21 protein-coding genes are annotated in these 20,840 nt (G+C 63.3%); 12 read left to right on the top strand and 9 right to left on the bottom strand.

Translation table 11 applies throughout. The annotated features are described in order from the left end of the window. Window positions 1–42: 42 nt before the first annotated feature. Window positions 43–1,155: an ISAs1 family transposase gene (locus H2LOC_RS20430; RefSeq protein ID WP_136494500.1), complete on the bottom strand. Its 1,113-nt coding sequence runs from the start codon at window positions 1,153–1,155 to the stop codon at window positions 43–45. Between the two features lie 219 nt (window positions 1,156–1,374). Here H2LOC_RS20430 and H2LOC_RS20425 point away from each other — a divergent pair, with 219 nt between their 5' ends. Then, entirely contained in the window at window positions 1,375–2,940 is a 1,566-nt protein-coding gene (locus H2LOC_RS20425; RefSeq protein WP_136494499.1) for a hypothetical protein, read from the top strand. Window positions 2,941–3,047: 107 nt separating this feature from the next. Here the strand turns inward: H2LOC_RS20425 and xth are convergent, their stop codons facing one another. Continuing rightward, window positions 3,048–3,827, bottom strand: a complete 780-nt coding sequence (gene xth / locus H2LOC_RS20420; protein ID WP_136494498.1) for an exodeoxyribonuclease III — start codon at window positions 3,825–3,827, stop codon at window positions 3,048–3,050. A 78-nt stretch (window positions 3,828–3,905) separates the two neighbouring features. Here xth and H2LOC_RS20415 point away from each other — a divergent pair, with 78 nt between their 5' ends. Beyond that, entirely contained in the window at window positions 3,906–4,547 is a 642-nt protein-coding gene (locus H2LOC_RS20415; RefSeq protein ID WP_136494497.1) for an HAD family hydrolase, read from the top strand. Here the strand turns inward: H2LOC_RS20415 and pyrF are convergent. From pyrF to dnaK, 7 genes are all read right to left on the bottom strand, one after another. Beyond that, window positions 4,505–5,215 carry an orotidine-5'-phosphate decarboxylase gene (gene pyrF / locus H2LOC_RS20410; protein WP_246207222.1) on the bottom strand — a complete coding sequence of 237 codons (711 nt, stop codon included), beginning with the start codon at window positions 5,213–5,215 and terminating at the stop codon, window positions 4,505–4,507. The genes H2LOC_RS20415 and pyrF overlap by 43 nt on opposite strands. A gap of 17 nt (window positions 5,216–5,232) precedes the next feature. Then, window positions 5,233–5,736 (bottom strand): class I SAM-dependent methyltransferase, encoded by a 504-nt coding sequence (locus H2LOC_RS20405; RefSeq protein ID WP_343040046.1) that lies wholly within the window; start codon window positions 5,734–5,736, stop codon window positions 5,233–5,235. Between the two features lie 390 nt (window positions 5,737–6,126). Continuing rightward, the gene (gene dnaJ / locus H2LOC_RS20400) at window positions 6,127–7,254 is read right to left on the bottom strand and encodes a molecular chaperone DnaJ (RefSeq protein ID WP_136494495.1); all 1,128 of its coding nucleotides are present in this window, start codon (window positions 7,252–7,254) and stop codon (window positions 6,127–6,129) included. A gap of 1 nt (window position 7,255) precedes the next feature. Then, entirely contained in the window at window positions 7,256–7,648 is a 393-nt protein-coding gene (locus H2LOC_RS20395; RefSeq protein WP_136494494.1) for a HepT-like ribonuclease domain-containing protein, read from the bottom strand. After that, complete coding sequence (locus H2LOC_RS20390) at window positions 7,645–7,935, bottom strand: nucleotidyltransferase family protein (protein WP_136494493.1); 291 nt, start codon at window positions 7,933–7,935, stop codon at window positions 7,645–7,647. The genes H2LOC_RS20395 and H2LOC_RS20390 overlap by 4 nt, the downstream gene beginning before the upstream one ends. A 346-nt stretch (window positions 7,936–8,281) precedes the next feature. Then, complete coding sequence (locus tag H2LOC_RS20385) at window positions 8,282–8,494, bottom strand: hypothetical protein (protein WP_136494492.1); 213 nt, start codon at window positions 8,492–8,494, stop codon at window positions 8,282–8,284. Window positions 8,495–8,584: 90 nt separating this feature from the next. Then, window positions 8,585–10,492 (bottom strand): molecular chaperone DnaK, encoded by a 1,908-nt coding sequence (gene dnaK / locus H2LOC_RS20380; protein WP_154331740.1) that lies wholly within the window; start codon window positions 10,490–10,492, stop codon window positions 8,585–8,587. 567 nt (window positions 10,493–11,059) lie between these two features. Here dnaK and H2LOC_RS20375 point away from each other — a divergent pair. From H2LOC_RS20375 to coaA, 10 genes are all read left to right on the top strand, one after another. Beyond that, a complete protein-coding gene (locus H2LOC_RS20375) occupies window positions 11,060–12,148 on the top strand; it encodes an efflux RND transporter periplasmic adaptor subunit (RefSeq protein WP_154331739.1) in 1,089 nt (362 codons plus the stop codon). Window positions 12,149–12,166: 18 nt separating this feature from the next. Further along, window positions 12,167–15,289: an efflux RND transporter permease subunit gene (locus tag H2LOC_RS20370; RefSeq protein ID WP_136494491.1), complete on the top strand. Its 3,123-nt coding sequence runs from the start codon at window positions 12,167–12,169 to the stop codon at window positions 15,287–15,289. Continuing rightward, complete coding sequence (locus tag H2LOC_RS20365) at window positions 15,286–15,885, top strand: TetR/AcrR family transcriptional regulator (protein WP_136494490.1); 600 nt, start codon at window positions 15,286–15,288, stop codon at window positions 15,883–15,885. Before H2LOC_RS20370 ends, H2LOC_RS20365 begins: the two co-directional genes overlap by 4 nt. Before the next feature lie 147 nt (window positions 15,886–16,032). After that, on the top strand, window positions 16,033–16,626 hold the full coding sequence (hisB, locus tag H2LOC_RS20360) for an imidazoleglycerol-phosphate dehydratase HisB (RefSeq protein ID WP_136494489.1): 594 nt from the start codon (window positions 16,033–16,035) through the stop codon (window positions 16,624–16,626). Window positions 16,627–16,638: 12 nt separating this feature from the next. Then, window positions 16,639–17,061: a DUF2628 domain-containing protein gene (locus tag H2LOC_RS20355; RefSeq protein ID WP_136494488.1), complete on the top strand. Its 423-nt coding sequence runs from the start codon at window positions 16,639–16,641 to the stop codon at window positions 17,059–17,061. A 17-nt stretch (window positions 17,062–17,078) separates the two neighbouring features. Beyond that, complete coding sequence (gene hisH, locus H2LOC_RS20350; RefSeq protein ID WP_136494487.1) at window positions 17,079–17,732, top strand: imidazole glycerol phosphate synthase subunit HisH; 654 nt, start codon at window positions 17,079–17,081, stop codon at window positions 17,730–17,732. Continuing rightward, window positions 17,720–18,481 carry a 1-(5-phosphoribosyl)-5-[(5-phosphoribosylamino)methylideneamino]imidazole-4-carboxamide isomerase gene (gene hisA, locus H2LOC_RS20345; protein ID WP_136494486.1) on the top strand — a complete coding sequence of 254 codons (762 nt, stop codon included), beginning with the start codon at window positions 17,720–17,722 and terminating at the stop codon, window positions 18,479–18,481. Before hisH ends, hisA begins: the two co-directional genes overlap by 13 nt. Continuing rightward, entirely contained in the window at window positions 18,481–19,257 is a 777-nt protein-coding gene (hisF, locus tag H2LOC_RS20340; protein WP_136494485.1) for an imidazole glycerol phosphate synthase subunit HisF, read from the top strand. Before hisA ends, hisF begins: the two co-directional genes overlap by 1 nt. Beyond that, the gene (locus tag H2LOC_RS20335; RefSeq protein WP_136494484.1) at window positions 19,254–19,577 is read left to right on the top strand and encodes a phosphoribosyl-ATP diphosphatase; all 324 of its coding nucleotides are present in this window, start codon (window positions 19,254–19,256) and stop codon (window positions 19,575–19,577) included. The genes hisF and H2LOC_RS20335 overlap by 4 nt, the downstream gene beginning before the upstream one ends. Continuing rightward, on the top strand, window positions 19,574–20,548 hold the full coding sequence (gene coaA / locus H2LOC_RS20330) for a type I pantothenate kinase (RefSeq protein ID WP_136494483.1): 975 nt from the start codon (window positions 19,574–19,576) through the stop codon (window positions 20,546–20,548). The genes H2LOC_RS20335 and coaA overlap by 4 nt, the downstream gene beginning before the upstream one ends. Window positions 20,549–20,840: the final 292 nt, after the last annotated feature.

The following is a 20,840-nucleotide window of genomic DNA, read 5'->3' as shown; positions in this document are numbered from 1 at the left end:
GATGGAGCCAAAAATCAAGGGCGCATCCAGGCCTACCCAGGGCTATCGCATTTGACCGAGGACGGATCTGGCGAAGGCGTCGGACCATCCGGAGCGCTTGCGCTTCCGTCGGATGGAGATTTCCGGCCTTGCTCGCTTGAGGACGTTGAGGGCGAGCTTTCGGATGGTCGCGAGATTTTCGGCGCCGTGATCCTTGCGGTTGCGGGCCCTGTCCTCGTCGAAGGTCACGTCCAGCACCCAGTGGACGCCGTTCTCGATGCTCCAGTGGGCGCGAACCGCCTTGGCGAAGGCTTCGGCGGACAGCTTTGCGGAAGAAAGATAGTAGCGGCAGGACCGCGTGATCCTGCCGTCGCGCTCGACCTCTGTCTCGATCCGCCCGATGGTCGAAAGCTGCGGCATCGCCGGGCGATCCTTGTCGCCCTTTGGAAACAGCCAGCCGACATCGTGAACGACCGCGTGGCGACGCGTCTCCACCCGGCCATGATCGGCGTCCGTCGTCTCGAATGTCCCGGCGATGCAAGCTTCGGGGTCGGCCAGAAACGTCTCCACATCTTTCAGTGTCGCCGGGCGGTTGGCCTTCAGGGCGAACAGCCAGTCGCCGCCGCGGTCGAGCACCTTCTGCGCCGTCGGAGCGTTGCAGTGGATGGCGTCGGCGGTCACCAGCGCGCCGGTCAGGTCGAGCAGATCGATGAGCGCCCGGGCCGCAGTGATCTCGTTGCCGCCGTCCTCCACCGCCTTCTGGCCGATGACCAGCTTCGCATCGGCGGCGAAGGCCGTCACCACATGCAGCGCCGAGGCGCCTTTGGCCTTGTCGAAGGAGCGGCGCAGCGTCTTGCCGTCGATGGCGACGACGCCCGCGCCATCCTCGCCCAGCGCCTCCAGAAAGCGCCCGAAACAGGCCGCCAGCGCCTCCGGGTCGATCTGCCGGAACAGACGCGAAAACGTGTCGTGGCTCGGCAAGCCGTTCTCGAGGCTCAGGACTTCACGAAACAGCTCTTCCCGGTCCTCGGCAAAGTCGGCAAATTCGACGCAGCCCTCGCAGCCGCAGATCGACGCCGTCAGCGCGATCATCAGAATATCCAGCAACTCGTGCCGCGTGGCGTTGCCGCTGCGCGGATCGGGAACATCCCGCAAGATCGTGATCAACAGGCTCATCGGCTCCTCGCGAATCGGAACCAATGACAGAATCCATTCAACAGCCCGGCGCTACCTCATTTCGTCAAATGCGATTCCCCTGCAGGCCTACCCCCCCCCGGTTCGTTTACGGAAATTCTATAGCAAGCGATCTAAAGTTGCGTCATCGCCGAAGGGAGCGGACGCGCCGTCGTTCATATAACGAGGCCGGTGCGACCCGTTTAAACGAAAGAAAATATTTTGCTTCAGGTCGTCGCAAAACGCTCGGGTCTGATCGCCGCCTTCATCGCGAATCGCCTGCCCTCGTCGCTTCCCCCGAACCGCTGGCTCGTCGTTCTCGCCGCGTTCGTTTTTCTCGGGTCCAATCTGGTTTTCGCTTTCAGCCTGCAATGGGCTCCGGCGCTCTCCCTGATTTGCGGGGCGCTCGTCTCGGCCGCCCTCGTCTGGCGGCAGGGGCCAGGCGCCGAATCGACCTTTTTCAATGCCCCCATCGACGGGCGCCTATGGGCTTTCTGCGCCGCCCTTGGCGTCGCGCTGGCTCTGCTCGGCGGCGAAACCCATTTTCTCTACGCCAATCTCGATTGGCTGATACGAGATGCGGTGCTCGGCGATCTGACCCATCGCGAAGCGCCGGTGCATTATCAATATCAAGGGGTCGAATATTTCCTGCGGGCGCCCATCGGCATGTATCTGCTCCCGGCGACCGTGGGGAAATTCCTGGGGCTCCAGGCGTCCCATGGCGCGCTGCTGGCGCAAAACGCCCTGCTCTGCGCGATCACCCTTTACATCGTCGGTTCGCTCGCAGGCGGCTGGAAGCTCGTGCTCCTCATGGTCGTTTTCAGCGGAGCCGACGTAGTTCCGAATCTGACCACGTTTTTTCTTCACCCGCACTCTGGAGGACTGCCGGACGATTTCGAGCTGTGGAACGGGCAAATCCAATATACCAGCCACCTCGCCCAATTGTTTTGGGTGCCCAACCACGCTCTCCCCGGCTGGTTTTTCGGCGCGCTCTGTCTGCTGGCGGTCCAAGGGGAGGTCGATCTCGCTGTATTGGGCGTGTGCTTCGCAGCCGCAATGATCTGGTCTCCGCTCGCGATACTGCCGGGCCTCGTTTACCTGCCTTATCTGGCGTGGCGGACAGGTTCGCGGCTTTTTTCATCGACGCGCCTCTGGCTCGGCATAGGCGCCGGGGCGGCGTTTCTTCCCGTGGCGATCTACTTGACCATCGAGGCCGCAGCTGTCCCGCACGGCCTTTTGCCCATCGGCGCCGGCCTGTATCTGGTTTTCATCTGCGTCGAGATCCCCCAAGCTTTTCTTCTCATATGGCTTTGGGGCCAGGTCCGCTCTTCCGTAAAGGGGCTGCTGGCGGCGTCCATCGCTATTTTGCTCGTCCTCCCCTTATTCAGCTTTGGCCCCTACAACGATCTCGTCATGCGCGGATCGATCGCCCCGCTCTTCATTCTCGCCTTCGCCTTCTCCGATGTCGCGCTCAGGGGGCCGCCTGATCGGATATGGCAGGAAAAGGCGGTTTTCTGGATCGTATCCCTCGGCCTCTTTACGCCCGTATTGGAGCTCAAGCGCGCGCTCGTGCATCCGGCCTTCGCGATCAGTTCATGCAATTTTCTCACAGCCTCGCATCAGCTGGACTCCGGAGGGGGCGCCCCGACGAACTACCTCGCGAGAGTGGAAACGGCGCCCGCAAATTTCCTGCGGGCGACGACCGACGCAGCGTTGACCGTCACCGCAAAGCCCTGCTGGCCGGACCACCCATTGCGCGCGCTGCTGGCGCCGCTCCCGCGCGAGTGACGCCCTACTAGGCGTTTCCAGCCGAAATGGGCACCGGTCGGGCGCACGAAACGCGTTAAAACAAAAACCTTGAGTGTTTTCATGTCTCCATCGAACATGAAAAAACTCTAGGCGAAATCCGCGCGGATCGGCGTATGGTCGGAGGGCTTGTCGCCGGCCCTGAGCGACTTGTCGATCGCGACGCTCCCGAGACGGTCGGCGGCCTGCGGCGAGAGCAACAGATGATCGATGCGCAAGCCGCAGTTCTTCTGCCAGGCGCCCGCCTGATAATCCCAGAAAGTATATTGCTGCCGCGCATCGGTGACGGCCCGCAGCGCATCCACGTAGCCCAGATTGAGAAGGGTGCGGAATTTGGCGCGAGTCTGCGGCAGGAAGAGCGCGTCGCCCTTCCAGCCCTCGGGATCATAGACGTCGGCGGCGGCCGGAATCACATTGTAATCCCCCGCGAGCACGACCCGCTCCTCGGCGGCCAGCAGCTCTGCGGCGTGCGCGGCGAGCGCCGACATGAAGGCGAGCTTATAGGGATATTTATCGCTGCCCACGGGATTGCCGTTGGGGAGATAGATCGAAGCGATCCGATATAGCCCGCCGGCGCTGTCGGCGACCGCGGCCTCGATGTAGCGGGATTGGACGTCCTCGAAGCCGGGCAAGCCGGTCCGAATATCTTCCAGAGGCGCTTTGGACAGGAGAGCGACGCCGTTGAAGGTCTTCTGGCCGAGGATCGCCACATTGTAACCGGCGTCCTCTACCTCCTGGCGGGGAAAGGCGCCGTTCTCGCATTTGAGTTCCTGGAGACACAGCACATCCGGCGCGGCGTCCTTCAGATAAGCGAGCAAATGCGGCAGCCGCTGCCGCACAGAATTGACGTTCCAGCTGGCTATACGCATAAGTCGGGCGCTCCGCTGCGGGTCCATTCTTTAAGCGCGGAACGGGCCGGCGCGCAATTCCACGATCCGGGAAACGGCATGAGCGGGAAAAACACCACCAAGATCATCTTCGACCTCGGCAATGTGCTGCTCGATTGGAGTCCGCGCTATCTCTATTCGAAGATCTTCCACGACGAGGCCCAGCTCGACTGGTTCCTCGCCAACGTCTGCGCCGACGACTGGATTCGGGAACTGGACCGCGGAATGCCCTTCGCCGAGGGCGTCGCGGAGCGCAGCAGGCTCTTTCCGCAATTCGCCGGCCAGATAGAAGCCTTCGACACGAGGTGGCAGGAAACATTGAAGGGAGCGATAGAGGGCTCGGTGCGCCTCCTCGAGGAGCTGCACGACGCCGGCGCGCCAATCTACGCGCTGACCAATTTCTCCGCCGAAAAATACCGGGAAACGCGACCGCGCTACGGCTTTTTTTCCCGTTTTACCGGCCTCGTCGTCTCCGGTGAAGAAGGGCTGATAAAACCCGACCCCGCCATTTACAGGCTCCTGCTGCAGCGGTTCGGGCTCCGGGCCGAGGAATGTCTGTTCATAGACGACAGGCCCGCCAATGTCGTCGCCGCGCAGGAACTCGGGATCGCCTCCGTGCGCTTCGAAGATCCGCTTCAGCTGGAAGCCGCGCTGAGAAGCTACGGCTTCCTGCAAAGCTCCCGGGCAAGCTCGATTTCCTGAGCGATGGCGAGAGCCGCCGCCCTGGGGTCGGGAGCCCGGGTGATCGGCCGTCCGACCACGAGGAAATCGGCGCCGGCTATGATCGCCTGGCCGGGCGTCATCACCCGTTTCTGATCGCCGACCTCGGAACCCGAGGGACGCACCCCCGGAGAGACGAGCAACATCCCGGGCCCTAAGAGCGCCCGGATCATCGGCAGCTCCAGGGGCGAAAGAATGAGCCCGTCCATGCCGGCCTCGCGCGCCTGCGCCGCCCTCCGCGTCACGAGCTCCGTCACCCCGAGCGCATAGCCGGCCTCGGCGAGGTCGGTTTCGTCGTAAGAGGTGAGGACGGTGACTGCGAGAAGCCGCAAGCCGCTGTCCCCCGCGCCGACCCGCGCCGCCCTCATGCTTTGCGGAAAGCCGTGCACGGTGAGAAAATCGGCGCCGAGACGCGCGATCTGCCTGGTCGCACGTTCTACGGTGGCGCCGATATCATGCAGTTTGAGATCGAGAAAAACCCGCTTTCCGGAGTCTTTCAGCTCCCCGGCGAGATCGAGCCCGCCGCCGTACGCGAGCTCCATGCCGATTTTGTAAAAGGAGACTGCATCTCCGAGACGGCCGATCAGCTCGCGCGCAGTCGCCACATTATCGACGTCCAGCGCGGCGATCAGGCGATCCGCCGCGCGCAGATTATCGCCGGGGTCGCTCACTTGGAGAAGCCGGCGGCGTGGCCGGCGCGGCGATAGCGCCATACCCGCGCGGGGGGGAAATTGAGCAGGACGGGCGCCGATCCCTTGCCCACATAAGCGCCGCTGAGGCCATGGGAATGTATCGGCATCGGAGAAATCGTCAGCCCGTAGGTGAACTGGATGTACAGGCCCTCCGGCCCCATCAGCTCGAAAGCCTGATGCAGCAGCTCGATGCGGTCGTGCTCCGGCCGGATCAGCAGAGGCAGGCTCGAGACGACCGTAGAAACCTGGCCGTTCAGGTGGCCTTCGAGGGTCTTTTTGAGATCATAGGCGTCGCCCTGCACGATCTTGGCGCCCGGGAAGCGCTCGGCGAGCAAATGGCAGAACTTGGTCTCATATTCGACCAGGACCAGCCGATCCAGCGGAATGCCGCGGGAAAGCAGCGCCTTCGTCACGGGCCCCGTGCCCGGCCCGAGCTCGACGATCGGCCCGGGGCGGGAAAGATCGACGTAGCTCGCCATTACTTTCGCCAAATTCCGACCCGAAGGCGAGACCGCGCCGACGATATGGGGCTTCTCGATCATCTGTCGAAAAAAACGCGCACTGTCTGAAAGACTGTGTTTTTTGGACTCTTGGAGGTGCGGCACGGATAGTCGCCTTCAAGTTCGCAATGTCTGGTCGCCAGGACTCTCCCGTCAAGAAGAGAGACGGCCTCGGCGGCGGCCCCGCGGCGCGAAGCCCCCCGCTACTTCCTAACCTCCCGCGTCGAGTTTGGTAATCCCCCTGGCGCGTTTTCCGCTCGAACGGAAACGCTCGAGCGATAAGAAATCGCGCCAGGCTAGGAGTTGGAGCGCATTCTTATCGCAAAACTCTGTCAACTTTTGCGGAATGCGCTGTAGCTCCATCGGAACTTACTTTCCGAACAGCTCCTTCATCCTGGAAAAGAAGCCGGCGGCCTCCGGATGGGTGTGGTTGGAGGATTCGTCCTCGAATTCCTGCAGCAATTCGCGCTGGCGCTTGGTGAGGTTCTGCGGAGTTTCGACGCTGATCTGGACATGGAGGTCGCCCTGCTCGCGCCCGCGCAGCACCGGCATCCCCTTGGCCTTGATCTTGAGCTGGCGTCCCGACTGCGTGCCCTCGGGAATCTTGAGCTTGCATTCGGCCCCGTCGATGGCGTGCACCGTTATTTCGCCGCCGATGGCGGCGCGCACCATAGAGATCGGGACGCGGCAATAGAGATCCGCGCCGTCGCGCTGGAAGAAAGCGTGCGGCTTCACCGAGAGAAAAATATAAAGGTCGCCCGGCGGGCCGCCGCGCAGCCCCGCCTCGCCTTCTCCCGCCAATCTGATGCGGGTGCCGTCCTCGACGCCGGCCGGGACATTCACCGAAAGCGTGCGCTCCAGCGACTTGCGGCCGGATCCCGCGCATGAGGGACACGGGTTGTCGATGATTTCGCCGCGGCCCTGGCAGCTGGGACAGGTGCGCTCGATAGCGAAGAAACCCTGCTGCGCCCGCACTCTTCCATAGCCGGCGCAGGTGGAGCAGGTCTTGGGTTTGGAGCCTTTTTTGGCTCCTGCCCCACCGCAGGCGTCACAGGTGACGGAAGTCGGAACCTTGAGCGTCGCCGTTTTGCCGGTGTAGGCTTCCTCGAGCGTGATCTCCATATTATAGCGCAGGTCGGAGCCGCGCTCCCGGCCTCCGGAGCCGGAGCGCCCTCCCCGGCGGCCCATAACGTCGCCGAACAGATCCTCGAAAATGTCAGCCATCGAGGCGGAGAAGCCGTCGCCGCCAAACCCGCCGGGCCCGCCGCCCTGCTCGAAGGCGCCGTGGCCGAAGCGATCATAGGCGGCGCGCTTCTGGGCGTCCGAGAGCGCCTGATAGGCCTCGTTCAGCTCCTTGAAGCGGGCTTCGGCCTCCTTGTCGCCGGGATTGCGGTCGGGGTGGCACTCCATCGCCGACTTGCGGAAGGCGATTTTCATTTCGACTTCGGTAGCCGTCCGGGAGACGCCCAAAACCTCGTAGTAGTCGCGTTTGGCCATGTCAGTCTTGGTTTGGTTTTTGCGGCGCGCCGCCGATCTGCTCGCCCGCCGCCTGATATATGTCCTCAAGGCGATACAGCAATTCCGGCAAGTCTGTAAGCGCTGTTTGCCAAATTACGTGAAAGTCGAGTTCAATATACCCGTGAGCGATGCGATTTCGCATCGCGATCATGGAGCGCAAGGGCATGTCGGGGCGCCCTGCGACAAACGCCGCATGATCGCGGGCTAAACGCGTCGCCGCCTCGCCGATGATGGTCAGGCTCATGGCGACCGCCTGCTGGGTCCGAGGATCCACAAGAAATTCGTCTTCTTCCATGCCATCCACGAAAGAAGTCGCCCGCTGACCCGCCTCGAACATTTGATCCGGGAGCACAAAAACATCCCGCTCCTTCATATGGGCGCCGCCTCGGCGATGATTTTCGCACGAATGCGTTTCGGCAGTTCCGCGGGCGTCACAAGATCGACTGGAGCCCCCAATATCTCCTGCAAATCCATTTGCAACCCGCCGAGGTCGAACAGAGTGGCCCCCGGCAGCGCGTCGACCAGAATGTCGATGTCGCTCCCCTCTTTGTCCTCGCCGCGCAGCACCGAGCCGAAGACGCGCGGATTCTCCGCGCGCGAACGGCCCACAGCCGCGCGGATGGCTTCACGATTCTTTTCAAGAGCGAAAGACGGTCTCATCGCCTGTCTCTATGTGCTGTGCTAAGGGAGTCACATTCCCTTAGGGCCGTCATGGCCGGGCTTGTCCCGGCCATCCACGCCGGGACATTGGTGTTTCTTGCAAAGCTGCGCGTCATTCCGCAGTTGTAGCGATTGTCTCGTCCCCTGTCAGGCATTGGCGCTCTGCGAAGCCAACGCACAAAAATACGCGGTTGGAGGCGCTTACGAAGATTTCGCCGCCATCTGGCGTGGATGGCCGGGACAAGCCCGGCGATGACGGGGCTGGCGATTTTCGGGATGTGTGCACGCCCCAGCCCGGTCGAGAGAGAAAAACGAGGCCGATTTTAGCGGGCTTTTTGCGCTTCGGCTAATCATTGCCCGTAAATTCGCCGTCCTCGTCGTAGTCGGAGCGCGAGTCGTAAGCCTCCCGCCTTGCATCAAAAATCGCCCAGTCGTCGCAGTCTTCGGCTGTCTCGGGATCCGGCTCGATAGGCGGACCACGCCCAAAATCTCGGTCGTCCAGCCCTTGCTGGAACGCTATTTCAAGGGGTGTTCCTGGCTTCCTCGGATAGTTCGACATGTGAAATCCCTTTTTCAAAAAACAAAAGCAAAAACCTCGCCTCTCGCCCTAACCCTCTCCCCGCATGCGGGGAGAGGGGGCTCTTGCGTATTACTTCTTATGGTCGTCGCCGCCGACTTCCTTGAAGTCCGCGTCGATCACGTCGTCCTTGGCGTCGGCGCCATGCGCTCCGCCGGGGGCCGCGCCCTCGGCCTGCTGGGCCTTGTACATGGCCTCGCCGAGCTTCATGGAGGCCTGCGCCAGCTCGTTGGTCCTGGCTTTGATGTCCTCGACGTTGTCGCCCTCGAGCGCGGTCTTGAGGGCCGCGATGGCGGCCTCGATCGCGCTCTTGTCCGCGCCGGAGACCTTGTCGCCGAACTCGGTCAGGGACTTCTCCGCCGTATGGACGGAGGCCTCGCCGTGGTTCTTGGCGTCGACCAGCTCGCGACGGGCCTTGTCCTCGGCCGCATGGGCCTCGGCGTCCCGCACCATGCGGTCGATGTCGGCGTCGGAGAGGCCGCCCGAAGCCTGGATGCGGATCTGCTGCTCCTTGTTGGTCGCCTTATCCTTGGCGGTGACGTTGACGATGCCGTTGGCGTCGATGTCGAAAGTCACCTCGATCTGCGGCATGCCGCGCGGGGCCGGGGGAATGCCGGTGAGATCGAAGCGGCCGAGGCTCTTGTTGTCGGCCGCCATCTCGCGCTCGCCCTGGAACACATTGATGGTGACGGCGGTCTGGTTGTCCTCCGCGGTCGAGAAGACCTGGCTCTTCTTGGTCGGAATGGTGGTGTTCCGATCGATCAGGCGAGTGAACACGCCGCCGAGGGTCTCGATGCCGAGCGACAGCGGGGTGACGTCCAGCAGCAGCACGTCCTTGACGTCGCCCTGGAGCACGCCGGCCTGGACCGCAGCGCCGATGGCGACCACCTCGTCCGGGTTGACGCCCTTATGGGGCTCCTTGCCGAAGAACTGCTTGACGATCTCCTGCACCTTGGGCATGCGGGTCATGCCGCCGACCAGAACCACCTCGCCGACTTCGCCCGCGGACAGTCCCGCGTCCTTGAGCGCCTTGCGGCAGGGCTCGATGGTGCGCTGAATGAGGTCGTCGACCAGCGCTTCGAACTTCGCGCGCGTCAGCTTGAGGGTCAGATGCTTCGGTCCCGTCGCATCCGCCGTGATATAGGGCAGGTTGATCTCGGTCTGGGTCGCGGAAGACAGCTCGATCTTGGCCTTTTCGGCCGCTTCCTTGAGGCGCTGCAGCGCGAGCTTGTCCTTGGTGAGGTCGATGCCCTGCTCTTTCTTGAATTCGGAAGCCAGATATTCGACGACGCGGTTGTCGAAGTCCTCGCCGCCGAGGAAAGTGTCGCCGTTGGTCGACTTCACTTCGAACACGCCGTCGCCGATCTCCAGGATCGACACGTCGAAAGTGCCGCCGCCGAGGTCATAGACCGCGATCGTGCCGCTCTGCTTCTTGTCGAGGCCATAGGCCAGCGCCGCCGCCGTCGGCTCGTTGATGATGCGGAGCACTTCGAGGCCCGCGATCTTGCCGGCGTCCTTGGTGGCCTGGCGCTGGGCGTCGTTGAAATAGGCCGGAACCGTGATCACCGCCTGAGTGACCGGGCCGCCGAGATGCGCTTCGGCGGTTTCCTTCATCTTCTGGAGAATAAAAGCCGAGATTTGCGAAGGCGAATACTGCTTTCCGGCCGCCTCGACCCAGGCGTCGCCATTGCCGCCCTTGACGATATGATAGGGTACCAGACCGATGTCCTTCTTGGTCATCGGGTCTTCGAAGGTGCGGCCGATCAGGCGCTTGATGGCGAAGAAAGTCTTCTCGGGATTGGTCACGGCCTGCCGTTTCGCGGGCTGCCCGACCAGACGCTCGCCATCGTCGGAGAAGGCCACTATCGAAGGAGTCGTGCGCGCCCCTTCCGCGTTTTCTATGACCTTGGGGCTCGACCCTTCCATGACGGCCACGCAGGAGTTGGTCGTGCCGAGGTCGATGCCAATAATCTTCGCCATTTTGTTGGTCCTTCCAAGTGCAAATTCATCGGACCCCGAAGCGGTCCACGGAAATCGGGCTGTCGACGGCTCTTCCAAAGCCCGTCTCGCGCCCTATCCCTTCGGTCATGAGATTGTATCTGAGCCGCTCCGACGCAAGGGCGTATCCGGCATTCTCGGCGCATATAAAATGATGCGCCGATGGCGGCAAGCGCGCCGCCGGAATTTGGGCCATTCCCTCGCTTTTGGCTGTCAAAACAACGAAGTGAAACGGCAGAATCAGCAAAAAGCCAAAGCCGTCGGGCGATCGACGTCTCGATATTCGAGTAGAAGACCGGCAACCCCTGCATAAGTGCTATTTTTGGTGCGTCTGTGTTTGGCGCGGGTCGGCGTTTTATCGGCTTTTATGTTCGTCTATACTATTTAAGCTTTGCTCTCGCCAACGCTTTCCATACCGGACTTTGGTTCATATTCCCGAGACGCCGAATCAGCAGCGCGACTCGCGCGCCTGCCGCATGACTAGTGATAAATATTGATATTCGTCACTAGTCATGCCACACTGAGCCGTCAATCCCCGCGACGGACGCCATGCAAAGACTTTTCTCGCTTTTCGCGCCCTTGCTGACGGCGGCGCTCGCAGCCGCTGCTCTCGGCGGTTGCGATTCAAAGCCCAGGGCGGCGGATCGGGCTCCCGACCGCCCGGCGCTGGTCTCGATCATTCATTTCGCGCCTCAATCCCGGGCTCGGGAGTTCACCGCCGCCATTCGCCCGCGGATCGAATCCGACCTCGGCTTCAGGGTCGCGGGAAAGGTTGTCAGACGGCTCGTCGAGGTGGGCCAGAGGGTAAAGGCGGGAGCGATCCTCGCTGCGCTCGACGACGCCGACCTCAAGCTGCAAAAAGAGCAGGCGGATGCGGAATACGCCGCGTCCAATGTCGTGCAGATGCAGACGACGGCCGACGAGACCCGCGCCGCCAGGCTGAAACAGCAGGGCTGGACCGCCCAGGCGGCGCTGGACAGGGCGCATGCGGCGGCGCAGGAGGCGCGCAGCCGCAACCAGCGCGCGGCCCGCGCGGTCGAACTCGCCAGGAACAGCCTCGACTACGCCGTTTTGCGCGCCGACGCCGACGGGGTGGTGACGCAGACCTCGATCGAACCGGGCCAGGTGGTCGCCGCAGGCGCTCCCGCCGTCCGGATCGCCCGTGACGGCGAGATGGAGGCTGCGGTCGCCCTGCCAGAGTCCTACGCCAACGCCGCCGGCGAAGGCGAGGCGCGCCTTTTCCTGTGGTCGCGTCCCGACAAGACTTATCGCGCCAAATTGCGTGAACTCAGCCCTTCCGCGGACCCGGCCACGCGCAACTTCGCGGCGCGCTTCTCCATACTCGATCCCGATCCGGCGATCTCCCTCGGGATGAGCGCGACGCTGGTCATCGCCGGCCGCAGCGAAACTCCCGCGATCGGCGTGCCGCTCTCCGCTCTGTTCAATCAGGGGGAGGGAGCGGGGTTGTGGCGTGTCGATGCGGAAGGAGGCCTCTCCCTCATCCCGGTCTCGGTGCTGCGCTATGAAGCCGACCGGGCCATCGTCTCGGGGCCGCTCGAAGAGGGCGACAAATATGTCGTTCTCGGCGTGCAGAAGCTCGACCCCGCCCAGCGGGTCCGCGTCATCGTGCAGAACTGATCCCGGGGACCTCCGCCGATGAAGGCTTTGAACCTCTCCAAATGGGCCGTGGAACATCCCAGGCTGGTTCTGTTCCTGATGATCATGATCGCGTTGGGCGGCGCGATGTCCTACGCGAGATTAGGGCGCGCCGAAGATCCTTCTTTCACGATCAAAGTGGTCAACATCACCGCGGTTTGGCCGGGATCGAGCGCCAGGGAAATGCGGGACCAGGTAGCCGATCCGATGGAGAAGAAGCTCCAGGAGCTGGCCTTTCTCGACAGGATGGAAACCTACGCCAAGCCTGGCTTTCTGGCGATACAGGTCACATTCAAGGACACGACTCCGCCTGCGCAGATACCGACGCTGTTCTACCAGTTGCGCAAGAAGCTCTTCGACATCAAGGGCGACCTTCCCGCGGGCGTCGTCGGCCCCGCCGTCAACGACGAATATGGCGACGTCGACTCGACGCTTTACGCGGTCACCGGAGATGGCGCCGACTATCATCAGCTCGACAGGATGGTCGAAGTTCTGCGCCAGCGCCTTCTGCAGACTCCCGACGCCGTCAAGGTGAACGTCTACGGCAACCAGGACCGCAGGGTTTTCATCGAGTTCAGCCAGGCGAGGCTCGCCAATCTCGCGATCGCGCCGCAGGCGATTTTCGATTCCATCGCCAAGGAAAACGCTGTGTCCGACGCCGGAGCGTTCCAGACCGGAACCAACCGGGTCAGGGTTCAGGTCGCCGAGTCGCTGCAAGGCGCGGAGGCGCTCGCGGCCCTTCCCGTCGCCGCAAACGGCCAGACGCTTCGGCTCGGGGACATAGCGACGATCACGCCGGGGTTCGAAGATCCGCCGTCCTTCGTCGTCCGCCACAAGGGCGCCTCCGCCATCGTGGTCGGAGTCGTCATGGCCCGCGGCGCAAACATCCTCGCCTTCGGCAGGAATCTCGCCCGGACGGTCGAGGAGGTCCGCGCAAACGCCCCTCTCGGCATAGAAATCGAACAGATCGCCGACCAGCCGCGGGTGGTGGAGGAGGCGGTGGGGGAATTCACCCGTTCCTTCGTCGAAGCGCTGATCATCGTTCTTCTGGTCAGTTTCTTTTCGCTCGGCGCGCGCGCCGGCGTCGTCGTGGCGCTCTCGGTTCCGCTGGTGCTGTCCATCGTCTTCATATTCATGAACGCCCTGGGCGTCGATCTCCAGCGCATCTCGCTCGGCGCATTGATCATCGCGCTCGGCCTTCTGGTCGACGACGCCATCATCGCCGTCGAGATGATGATGGTGAAGATGGAACAAGGATACAGCCGCGTGAAGGCGGCGACCTTCGCCTGGGACTCGACCGCCTTTCCCATGCTGACGGGAACGCTGCTGACCGCGGCGGGCTTCATGCCGGTGGCTTTCGCCAATTCCTCCACCGGCGAATACACCGCCTCGATGTTCTCGGTGCTGGCGATCGCCCTGGTCGCGTCCTGGTTCGTGGCGGTCGTCTTCACCCCTTATCTCGGCGTCAAACTCCTGCCCGACTTCACGAACCACTCCCGCCGGGACCCGGATGAAATCTACCGGAGCCCCTTATATTTGCGGCTACGCAAGGCGATCGCCTGGAGCGTCGATCATCGCGGTCTCGCGGTCGCCGCCACCGCGGGCGTGTTCGCGCTTGCAGCGCTCGGTTTCCTTCAAGTGCAAAAGCAGTTTTTCCCGCTGTCCGAGCGGCCGGAGCTGTTTTTCCAGCTCAAACTGCCCGAAGGCTCCTCGATCGGGGCCTCCATGGATGCGGCGAAGCAGGCCGAAGACCTGATCAAAGACGACGGCGACGCTCTTTATTACACGAGCTATATCGGCGGCGGGCCGCCGCGCTTCTGGCTCGGTCTCAATCCCGCGCTGCCCAACGAATCCTACTCGGAGCTGGTCATCGTCGCGAGGGACATTCCGGCGCGGGAACGCCTGAAGAAAAAGCTGGACGGCGCGATCGCCTCGGGCAAGCTCAGCGCCGCCCGCGCCCGGGTCGACCGTTTCAACTTCGGACCGCCGGTCGGTTTCCCGGTCCAGTTTCGCGTTATCGGCGACGATCCGGCCGAGGTGCGCGCAATCGCGTATCGGGTGCGGGACACGATCCGCGCCGACGAGGCGGTGGTCGATCCTCATCTCAACTGGAACGAACAGGCGCCGAGCGTGAAGCTCGTCATCGACCAGGATCGCGCGAGGCTTCTCGGCCTCACGCCGATGGAAGTCTCCGTGCGGCTCCAGATGCTGATTTCCGGCGTGACCGTCACCACGATACGCGACGGGATCGATCGGGTCGAGGTGGTGGCCCGCGCCGCGCCGAGCGAGCGGCGCGATCTCGGAAGGCTCGCCGATATGGTGATCTACTCGAACGGCGGGCAACCCATACAGGTCGCGCAGATCGCCAGGATCGAGTATCAGCACGAAGACCCCATCTTCTGGCGGCGCAACCGCGATATGACCGTCACGGTGCGGGCCGATGTGATCGACGGCGTGCAGGCGCCGGACGTGACCGCGCGCCTGTGGCCGAAGCTCGAGGAAATAAGAGCGGGCCTGCCCTCCGGCTACCGGCTGGAGATCGGCGGCGCGATCGAGGAATCCGCCAAGGCCAACGCCTCGATCGCCGCCGTATTCCCCGCCGTCGGCATGCTGATGCTGACCATCGTGATGTTTCAGTTGCAGGACTTCGCGAGGCTCGGCCTCGTCATGGTGAGCGCGCCGCTCGGAATCATCGGCGCTTCTCTCGCGCTCAACCTGACCGGCGCGCCCTTCGGCTTCGTCGCATTGCTGGGGTTGATCGCGCTCTCCGGGATGGACATGCGCAACTCGATCATATTAGTCGATCAGATGCGTCAGGATCTGGAAGAGGGCGCCGATTATCGCGAGGCCATCATCGGCGCCACCGTGCGGCGGGCCCGCCCCGTCGCGCTGACGGCGACGGCCGCGATTCTCGCGATGATTCCCCTCTCCCGCTCGGCTTTCTGGGGGCCGATGGCGCTGACGATCATGGGGGGACTGCTGGTGGCCACGTTTCTTACGGTGCTGTTTCTGCCGGCGCTCTACGCGCTCTGGTTCCGGCGTTCGCTTCGCGCGCAGACCCCTGAGCGCAGCCGGTCCGGCGGCTGGGCGCCGACTCGCGGGGTCGTCGAGGGGGCCGAATGAGTCAAACAGCCGCGCCCCGGGAAGGCGAGCAGCGCTGCAAGATCATAGCGGCGGCGGAGCGCCTGTTCCGCGAAATCGGATACCAGAAAACCACCGTCGCGGACATCGCCCGCGCGCTCGGCATGTCGCCCGCCAACGTCTACCGCTTTTTCGGGGCCAAATCCGAAATCAACCAGGCGGTGGGCCGCCAGATGATGCGAGAGGTGGAAGAAGCCCTGCGCGAGATAGCCCTGGGGCCTGGGTCGGCCTCGCAGCGGCTTTTCGACCTCGTGACCGCCAACGAGGCCATGAACGCGGCCCGATATGTGAGCGACCGCAAGCTCCACGATATGGTGGAAGCCGCCCTCACCGAGAACTGGCCGATCATCGCCGAGCATATCGGCAACGTCGACGCTTGTCTGGAGCTGGTGATCGAGTCGGGCGTCAAATCGGGGGAATTCGCTCCCCTCGATCCAAAGCTGGGCGCACGGCTGGTGCACACCGCCTGTATAAGATATTGCCACCCCAGACTGCTGGTCGAGTGCGCGGATCACGCCGTTCCGTCCAGCGCCCAGATGATCGACTTTTGCCTCAAGGCGCTGCGGAACGGGCGCTGATCCAAGGTTTTCGTCATGATCCGGATCGACGCCCCCGCCTCTTTTTTCAAAAATTGCGGCCGGGTGGCGCAACGGCAATGAAATTGCTACAAGCTGCCGGCAAAAGCCCCACCTTTCGGGGTTGCAAAACCCTGAGAGCCACGACAGATGCGCAGCGGCAAAGTTGAGCGCGCCACTTCCGAGACCAAAATCGCTGTTTCCGTCGGCCTCGACGGCCATGGCTCGGCCAGGATCTCGACCGGGGTCGGCTTTTTCGATCACATGCTCGACCAGATCGCCCGGCATGCGCCGCTCGACCTCGAACTCGAGGCCAAGGGGGACCTTCATATCGACGCCCACCACACCGTCGAAGACGTCGGAATAGCCTTCGGCCAGGCGGTCGACGCCGCCCTCGGCGACCGCAAGGGCATTGCCCGCTACGGCGACGCCCATGTGCCTCTCGACGAGGCGCTGTGCCGCGTCGTCGTCGATGTCTCGGGCCGCCCTTTCCTGGTGTATGGGGTCGAGTTTCCGTCCGAGAAAATCGGCGAGTTCGACACCGAGCTGGTGCGGGAGTTCTTCCAGGCCGTGGCCGTGCATTCGCGCATCGGGCTGCATATCGACTGTCTTCGCGGCGTCAACAGCCATCACATCGCCGAGAGCGTGTTCAAGGGATTCGCCCGCGCTTTCGGCAAGGCGGTCGCTCTCGACCCCCGCCGCGCCAGCGCCGTGCCGTCCACCAAGGGCACGCTCACCTGCTGAAGGAACAGGCCCATGGCCATTTTCACCGTCCATGTTCCCGCAACTTCCGCGGGCGAGGCCCCGCCGGCCGAGAAGATCGTGTTCCTGCGGGACGGTTTCTCGTTCCCCGCGACCTTGTTCGGGCCTTTCTGGCTGGCCTGGAACCGCGCATGGCTCGCGGCGATCGGCTGGGCCATACTGCTCGCCGCCATAGCGCTGGCCGGCCACAAGCTCGGCCTTCCCAAACGGACCATGGCGCTCGTAAGCCTTGCCCTTTCGGTGGTTCTGGGGTTTGAAGGCGTCCGGCTGCTGGCCTGGAGCCTGACGCGAAAAGGCTACAGCGAGAGCGGCGTCGTCGTGGGAGACGACGCCGAACAGGCGGAGGAAATATTCTTCCACAACTGGCGGCCCGCAGCGGCTCCGCCGCCGCCTCCACCGCCGCCGCCTGCAGCCTAGTGCGAGGAGCTTCGCTATTGACCACGGTCATCATCGATTACGGTTCGGGCAATCTCCATTCCGCCGCGAAAGCTTTCGAGCGCGCGGCGCGGGAGCATGAAATCGCCGGGGCCGGGATATGCGTTTCGGACGACCCCGACGTTCTGCGGAGCGCCGACCGCGTCGTGCTGCCGGGGGTCGGCGCATTTGCGGATTGCCGACGGGGCTTGCTCGCAATTGCGGGCCTCGCGCAGGCGCTCGAAGAAGCCGTGATCGAAAAGGGCCGGCCCTTCCTCGGCATATGCGTCGGCATGCAGCTGATGGCGGCGCGCGGCCTGGAACATGGGGAAACGCCCGGGCTGGGGTGGATCCCGGGCGATGTGAGGGCTATCGCCCCCTCCGATCCCGCCTTAAAAATCCCTCACATGGGGTGGAATACGGTTTCGCTGACCCGGCCCCATCCCGTTTTCGAGGGAATTAAGACGGGCGAGAACGGCCTTCACGCCTATTTCGTCCATTCCTACCACTTCGTTCCGGAATCGCCGGAGCATGTTCTCGCCCGAACCGATTACGGGGGCGCGCTGACGGCGGCCGTCGCCCGGGACAATCTTCTCGGCGTTCAGTTTCACCCCGAGAAAAGCCAGAGGCTTGGTCTCGCTCTCATCGCCAATTTTCTGAGGTGGCGTCCGTGATTCTCTTTCCTGCGATTGACCTCAAAGAAGGTCGGTGCGTGCGGCTTCTTCAGGGCGACATGAGCCGCGCCACCATTTTCAACGAAGATCCGGCCGACCAGGCGCGCTCCTTCGAGCGGCAAGGCTTCGAATATCTGCATGTGGTCGACCTCGACGGCGCTTTCGCCGGGGCGCCGCGAAACGCAGACGCGGTCGAGTCCATTCTCGCCGCGCTGACGATTCCGGTTCAGCTCGGCGGCGGCATCCGCGACATGCGCACCATCGCGCGCTGGCTCGAAAAGGGCGTCACCCGCGTCATCATCGGCACGGCCGCGGTCAAGGACCCGGCGCTGGTGCGCGAAGCGTGCCGTCTTTATCCGGGACGCATCGCCGTCGGCATCGACGCCAAGGACGGCATGGTCGCGGTGGAAGGCTGGGCCCGCACCACGAGAATGTCCGCGCTCGATCTCGGCCGCAGCTTCGAGGACGCCGGCGTCGCTGCGATCGTCTATACCGACATCGCGCGGGACGGCGTGCTGAAAGGCCTCAATATCGAGGCGACGCTGGCGCTCGCGAACGCCCTCGCCATCCCGGTCATAGCTTCGGGCGGATTGGCGTCGCTCGACGACGTGGCGCGGCTGATCCAGCCAGATTGCGCGCGGCTCGCCGGCGCAATCACCGGTCGCGCCCTATATGACGGACGGCTTGATCCTGCTCAGGCGCTGGCTCTTTTGCGCCAGGCGCCGCAGGCCGCCCGCGCGAGCGCCTGATGCTTAAGTCCCGCCTCATTCCCTGCCTCGACGTCAAGGACGGACGCGTCGTCAAGGGCGTCAATTTCGTCGACCTGCGCGACGCCGGCGATCCGGTCGAAGCCGCCAAGGCCTATGACGCCGCCGGCGCCGACGAGCTGTGCTTTCTCGACATAACGGCGAGCCACGAGAACCGCGGCACGCTTCTCGACGTGGTTCAGCGCACCGCTGAAGCCTGTTTCATGCCCCTGACCGTCGGCGGCGGCGTGCGCGCCCTCGACGACATTCGCAACCTGCTGCTGGCGGGCGCCGACAAGGTCTCGATCAATTCGGCCGCGGTGGCCAATCGCGAATTCGTTCGCGAAGCGGCCGAGAAATTCGGCTCGCAATGCATCGTCGTCGCCATCGACGCCAAAAAGGTCGCGAGCGGCCGCTGGGAAATCTTCACTCACGGCGGCCGCCGCGCCACCGGCATAGACGCGGTGGAGTTCGCCCGCGCGGTGGATGCTCTGGGAGCCGGAGAAATCCTGCTCACCTCGATGGATCGCGACGGCGCGAAGAGCGGTTTCGATCTCGATCTGACCCGCAGCGTCGCCGACGCCGTGAATGTTCCGGTGATCGCTTCCGGCGGCGTAGGCAATCTGGATCATCTCGTCGAGGGCGTCAGAGAGGGGCACGCCAGCGCCGTGCTCGCGGCCTCGATCTTCCACTTCGGGGAATATTCGATCCAGCAGGCCAAGCTTCACATGGCCCGCGCCGGTCTTGCGATCCGCCTCGACGGGCTGGAGGCGGCATGAGCTTCGAACTCGAAGATCTCGCAAACATCATACGCGACCGACGCGACGCGGCGGCGGAAAAGTCCTACACCAGGAGCCTGTTCGAAGGAGGTCTTCCGCGCATCTCCAAGAAATTCGGGGAAGAAGCTGTCGAAACGGTGATCGCCGCGCTCAGTCAGGACGATGCGTCCCTGAGAGGCGAAATCGCCGATCTGCTTTATCATCTCCTCGTGCTGATGGAAGCGCGCGATATCTCTCTGAAAGACGTATTGGAGGAACTGGAGCGCCGCACCAGCCGCTCCGGCCATGAGGAAAAAGCCTCGCGAGGCGCGGCGCCATGAGTGCGACCCAGGCCGAAGCGCCGGCGCCCGACCTAGACATAGCATCGCCCTACCGTCACTTCACGCGAGCCGAATGGGCGAGGCTGCGCGCCGATACGCCCCTGACGCTGACATTTGAAGATCTCACGCGGCTCAAGTCGCTGCACGATCCGATCTCGCTCGAGGAAGTGATCGAGATCTACCTCCCGCTTTCACGTCTCCTCGCACTCTATGTCGCCGCCACCCAGGGGCTATTCAAAGCGACGCAGAGGTTCCTCGGAGCCGAAGACGGCAAGGTGCCATACATCATCGGCGTCGCCGGCTCGGTCGCGGTGGGCAAATCCACCACCGCCAGAATATTGAAGGCGCTGCTTTCGCGCTGGCCGAACACGCCCAAAGTCGAGCTCGTCACCACCGACGGCTTCCTCTTCCCCAACAAGGCGCTCGAAAGCCAGGGCCTGATGGATAAGAAGGGGTTTCCCGAAAGCTACGACAACAAATCGCTTCTGCGCTTCCTGTCCAGCGTCAAGGCCGGGCGCGGCAATGTCGAGGCCCCGGTCTATTCCCATCTGACCTATGACGTCGTCGAAGGCGAAAAGCTCATCGTCGACCGGCCCGACATATTGATCGTCGAAGGCGTCAACGTGCTGCTGGCGCCCCGGCCGCCGCGCGACGGCCGCGAAGTGCCCTTCGTGTCGGATTTCTTCGATTTTTCGGTATATCTGCATGCGACCGAACGCGATCTCGAAAAATGGTATGTCGAGCGCTTCCAGCAATTGCGGCAGACGGCGTTCCGCGATCCGCGGTCCTATTTCCGTATTTACGCCGACCTCGACGAGGTCGAGACCGATCGGATAGCCCGCGACATCTGGCAGCGGATCAACCTCCAGAACCTGCGCCAGAACATCGCGCCCACCCGTCCGCGGGCCAGCCTGATCCTGACCAAAGCGCAGGATCACCAGATCGCCGAAGTGGCGCTGCGCAAGCTTTAGCCGCGAGCGCTCTGCGTTCGAACAGCGGGAAATCGGCACGGCCCAAAGCGCAGGCGAACTCCTGCGACGATACGCTCCACGGCGGTTGCGCCATAAAAAGCCTTTCAGTATTATATTGTTAAGTGTTGTCTCAATCAAATGCGCAGGAAACCGCTATTCAGGATAGCATCCTGACCGGAATGCTGGGGCTCTCCTGCTTCTGAACGAAATTTCCTCTTGCAGAGTTTAAGCAGGGGATCAGTCGATTGCGCTGGAAAGTCGTTCAGGCGGTTTCCCGGCGATGAAGCCTTTC

Origin of the sequence: Methylocystis heyeri (genome assembly GCF_004802635.2) — a bacterium.
In the GTDB taxonomy this organism is placed as follows: Bacteria; Pseudomonadota; Alphaproteobacteria; order Rhizobiales; family Beijerinckiaceae; genus Methylocystis; species Methylocystis heyeri.
Note: the sequence above shows the minus strand (reverse complement) of the source record. Positions and strands in the feature narration are given on the sequence as shown.

Bases quoted from the DNA above. Each gene is read 5' to 3' on its own strand.
- H2LOC_RS20430 (WP_136494500.1), bottom strand. From the start codon at position 1,155: ATGAGCCTGTTGATCACGATCTTGCGGGATGTTCCCGATCCGCGCAGC.
- xth (WP_136494498.1), bottom strand. From the start codon at position 3,827: ATGCGTATAGCCAGCTGGAACGTCAATTCTGTGCGGCAGCGGCTGCCG.
- H2LOC_RS20415 (WP_136494497.1), top strand. From the start codon at position 3,906: ATGAGCGGGAAAAACACCACCAAGATCATCTTCGACCTCGGCAATGTG.
- H2LOC_RS20405 (WP_343040046.1), bottom strand. From the start codon at position 5,736: ATGGCGAGCTACGTCGATCTTTCCCGCCCCGGGCCGATCGTCGAGCTC.
- dnaJ (WP_136494495.1), bottom strand. From the start codon at position 7,254: ATGGCCAAACGCGACTACTACGAGGTTTTGGGCGTCTCCCGGACGGCT.
- H2LOC_RS20395 (WP_136494494.1), bottom strand. From the start codon at position 7,648: ATGAAGGAGCGGGATGTTTTTGTGCTCCCGGATCAAATGTTCGAGGCG.
- H2LOC_RS20390 (WP_136494493.1), bottom strand. From the start codon at position 7,935: ATGAGACCGTCTTTCGCTCTTGAAAAGAATCGTGAAGCCATCCGCGCG.
- H2LOC_RS20385 (WP_136494492.1), bottom strand. From the start codon at position 8,494: ATGTCGAACTATCCGAGGAAGCCAGGAACACCCCTTGAAATAGCGTTC.
- dnaK (WP_154331740.1), bottom strand. From the start codon at position 10,492: ATGGCGAAGATTATTGGCATCGACCTCGGCACGACCAACTCCTGCGTG.
- H2LOC_RS20375 (WP_154331739.1), top strand. From the start codon at position 11,060: ATGCAAAGACTTTTCTCGCTTTTCGCGCCCTTGCTGACGGCGGCGCTC.
- H2LOC_RS20370 (WP_136494491.1), top strand. From the start codon at position 12,167: ATGAAGGCTTTGAACCTCTCCAAATGGGCCGTGGAACATCCCAGGCTG.
- H2LOC_RS20365 (WP_136494490.1), top strand. From the start codon at position 15,286: ATGAGTCAAACAGCCGCGCCCCGGGAAGGCGAGCAGCGCTGCAAGATC.
- hisB (WP_136494489.1), top strand. From the start codon at position 16,033: ATGCGCAGCGGCAAAGTTGAGCGCGCCACTTCCGAGACCAAAATCGCT.
- H2LOC_RS20355 (WP_136494488.1), top strand. From the start codon at position 16,639: ATGGCCATTTTCACCGTCCATGTTCCCGCAACTTCCGCGGGCGAGGCC.
- hisF (WP_136494485.1), top strand. From the start codon at position 18,481: ATGCTTAAGTCCCGCCTCATTCCCTGCCTCGACGTCAAGGACGGACGC.
- H2LOC_RS20335 (WP_136494484.1), top strand. From the start codon at position 19,254: ATGAGCTTCGAACTCGAAGATCTCGCAAACATCATACGCGACCGACGC.
- coaA (WP_136494483.1), top strand. From the start codon at position 19,574: ATGAGTGCGACCCAGGCCGAAGCGCCGGCGCCCGACCTAGACATAGCA.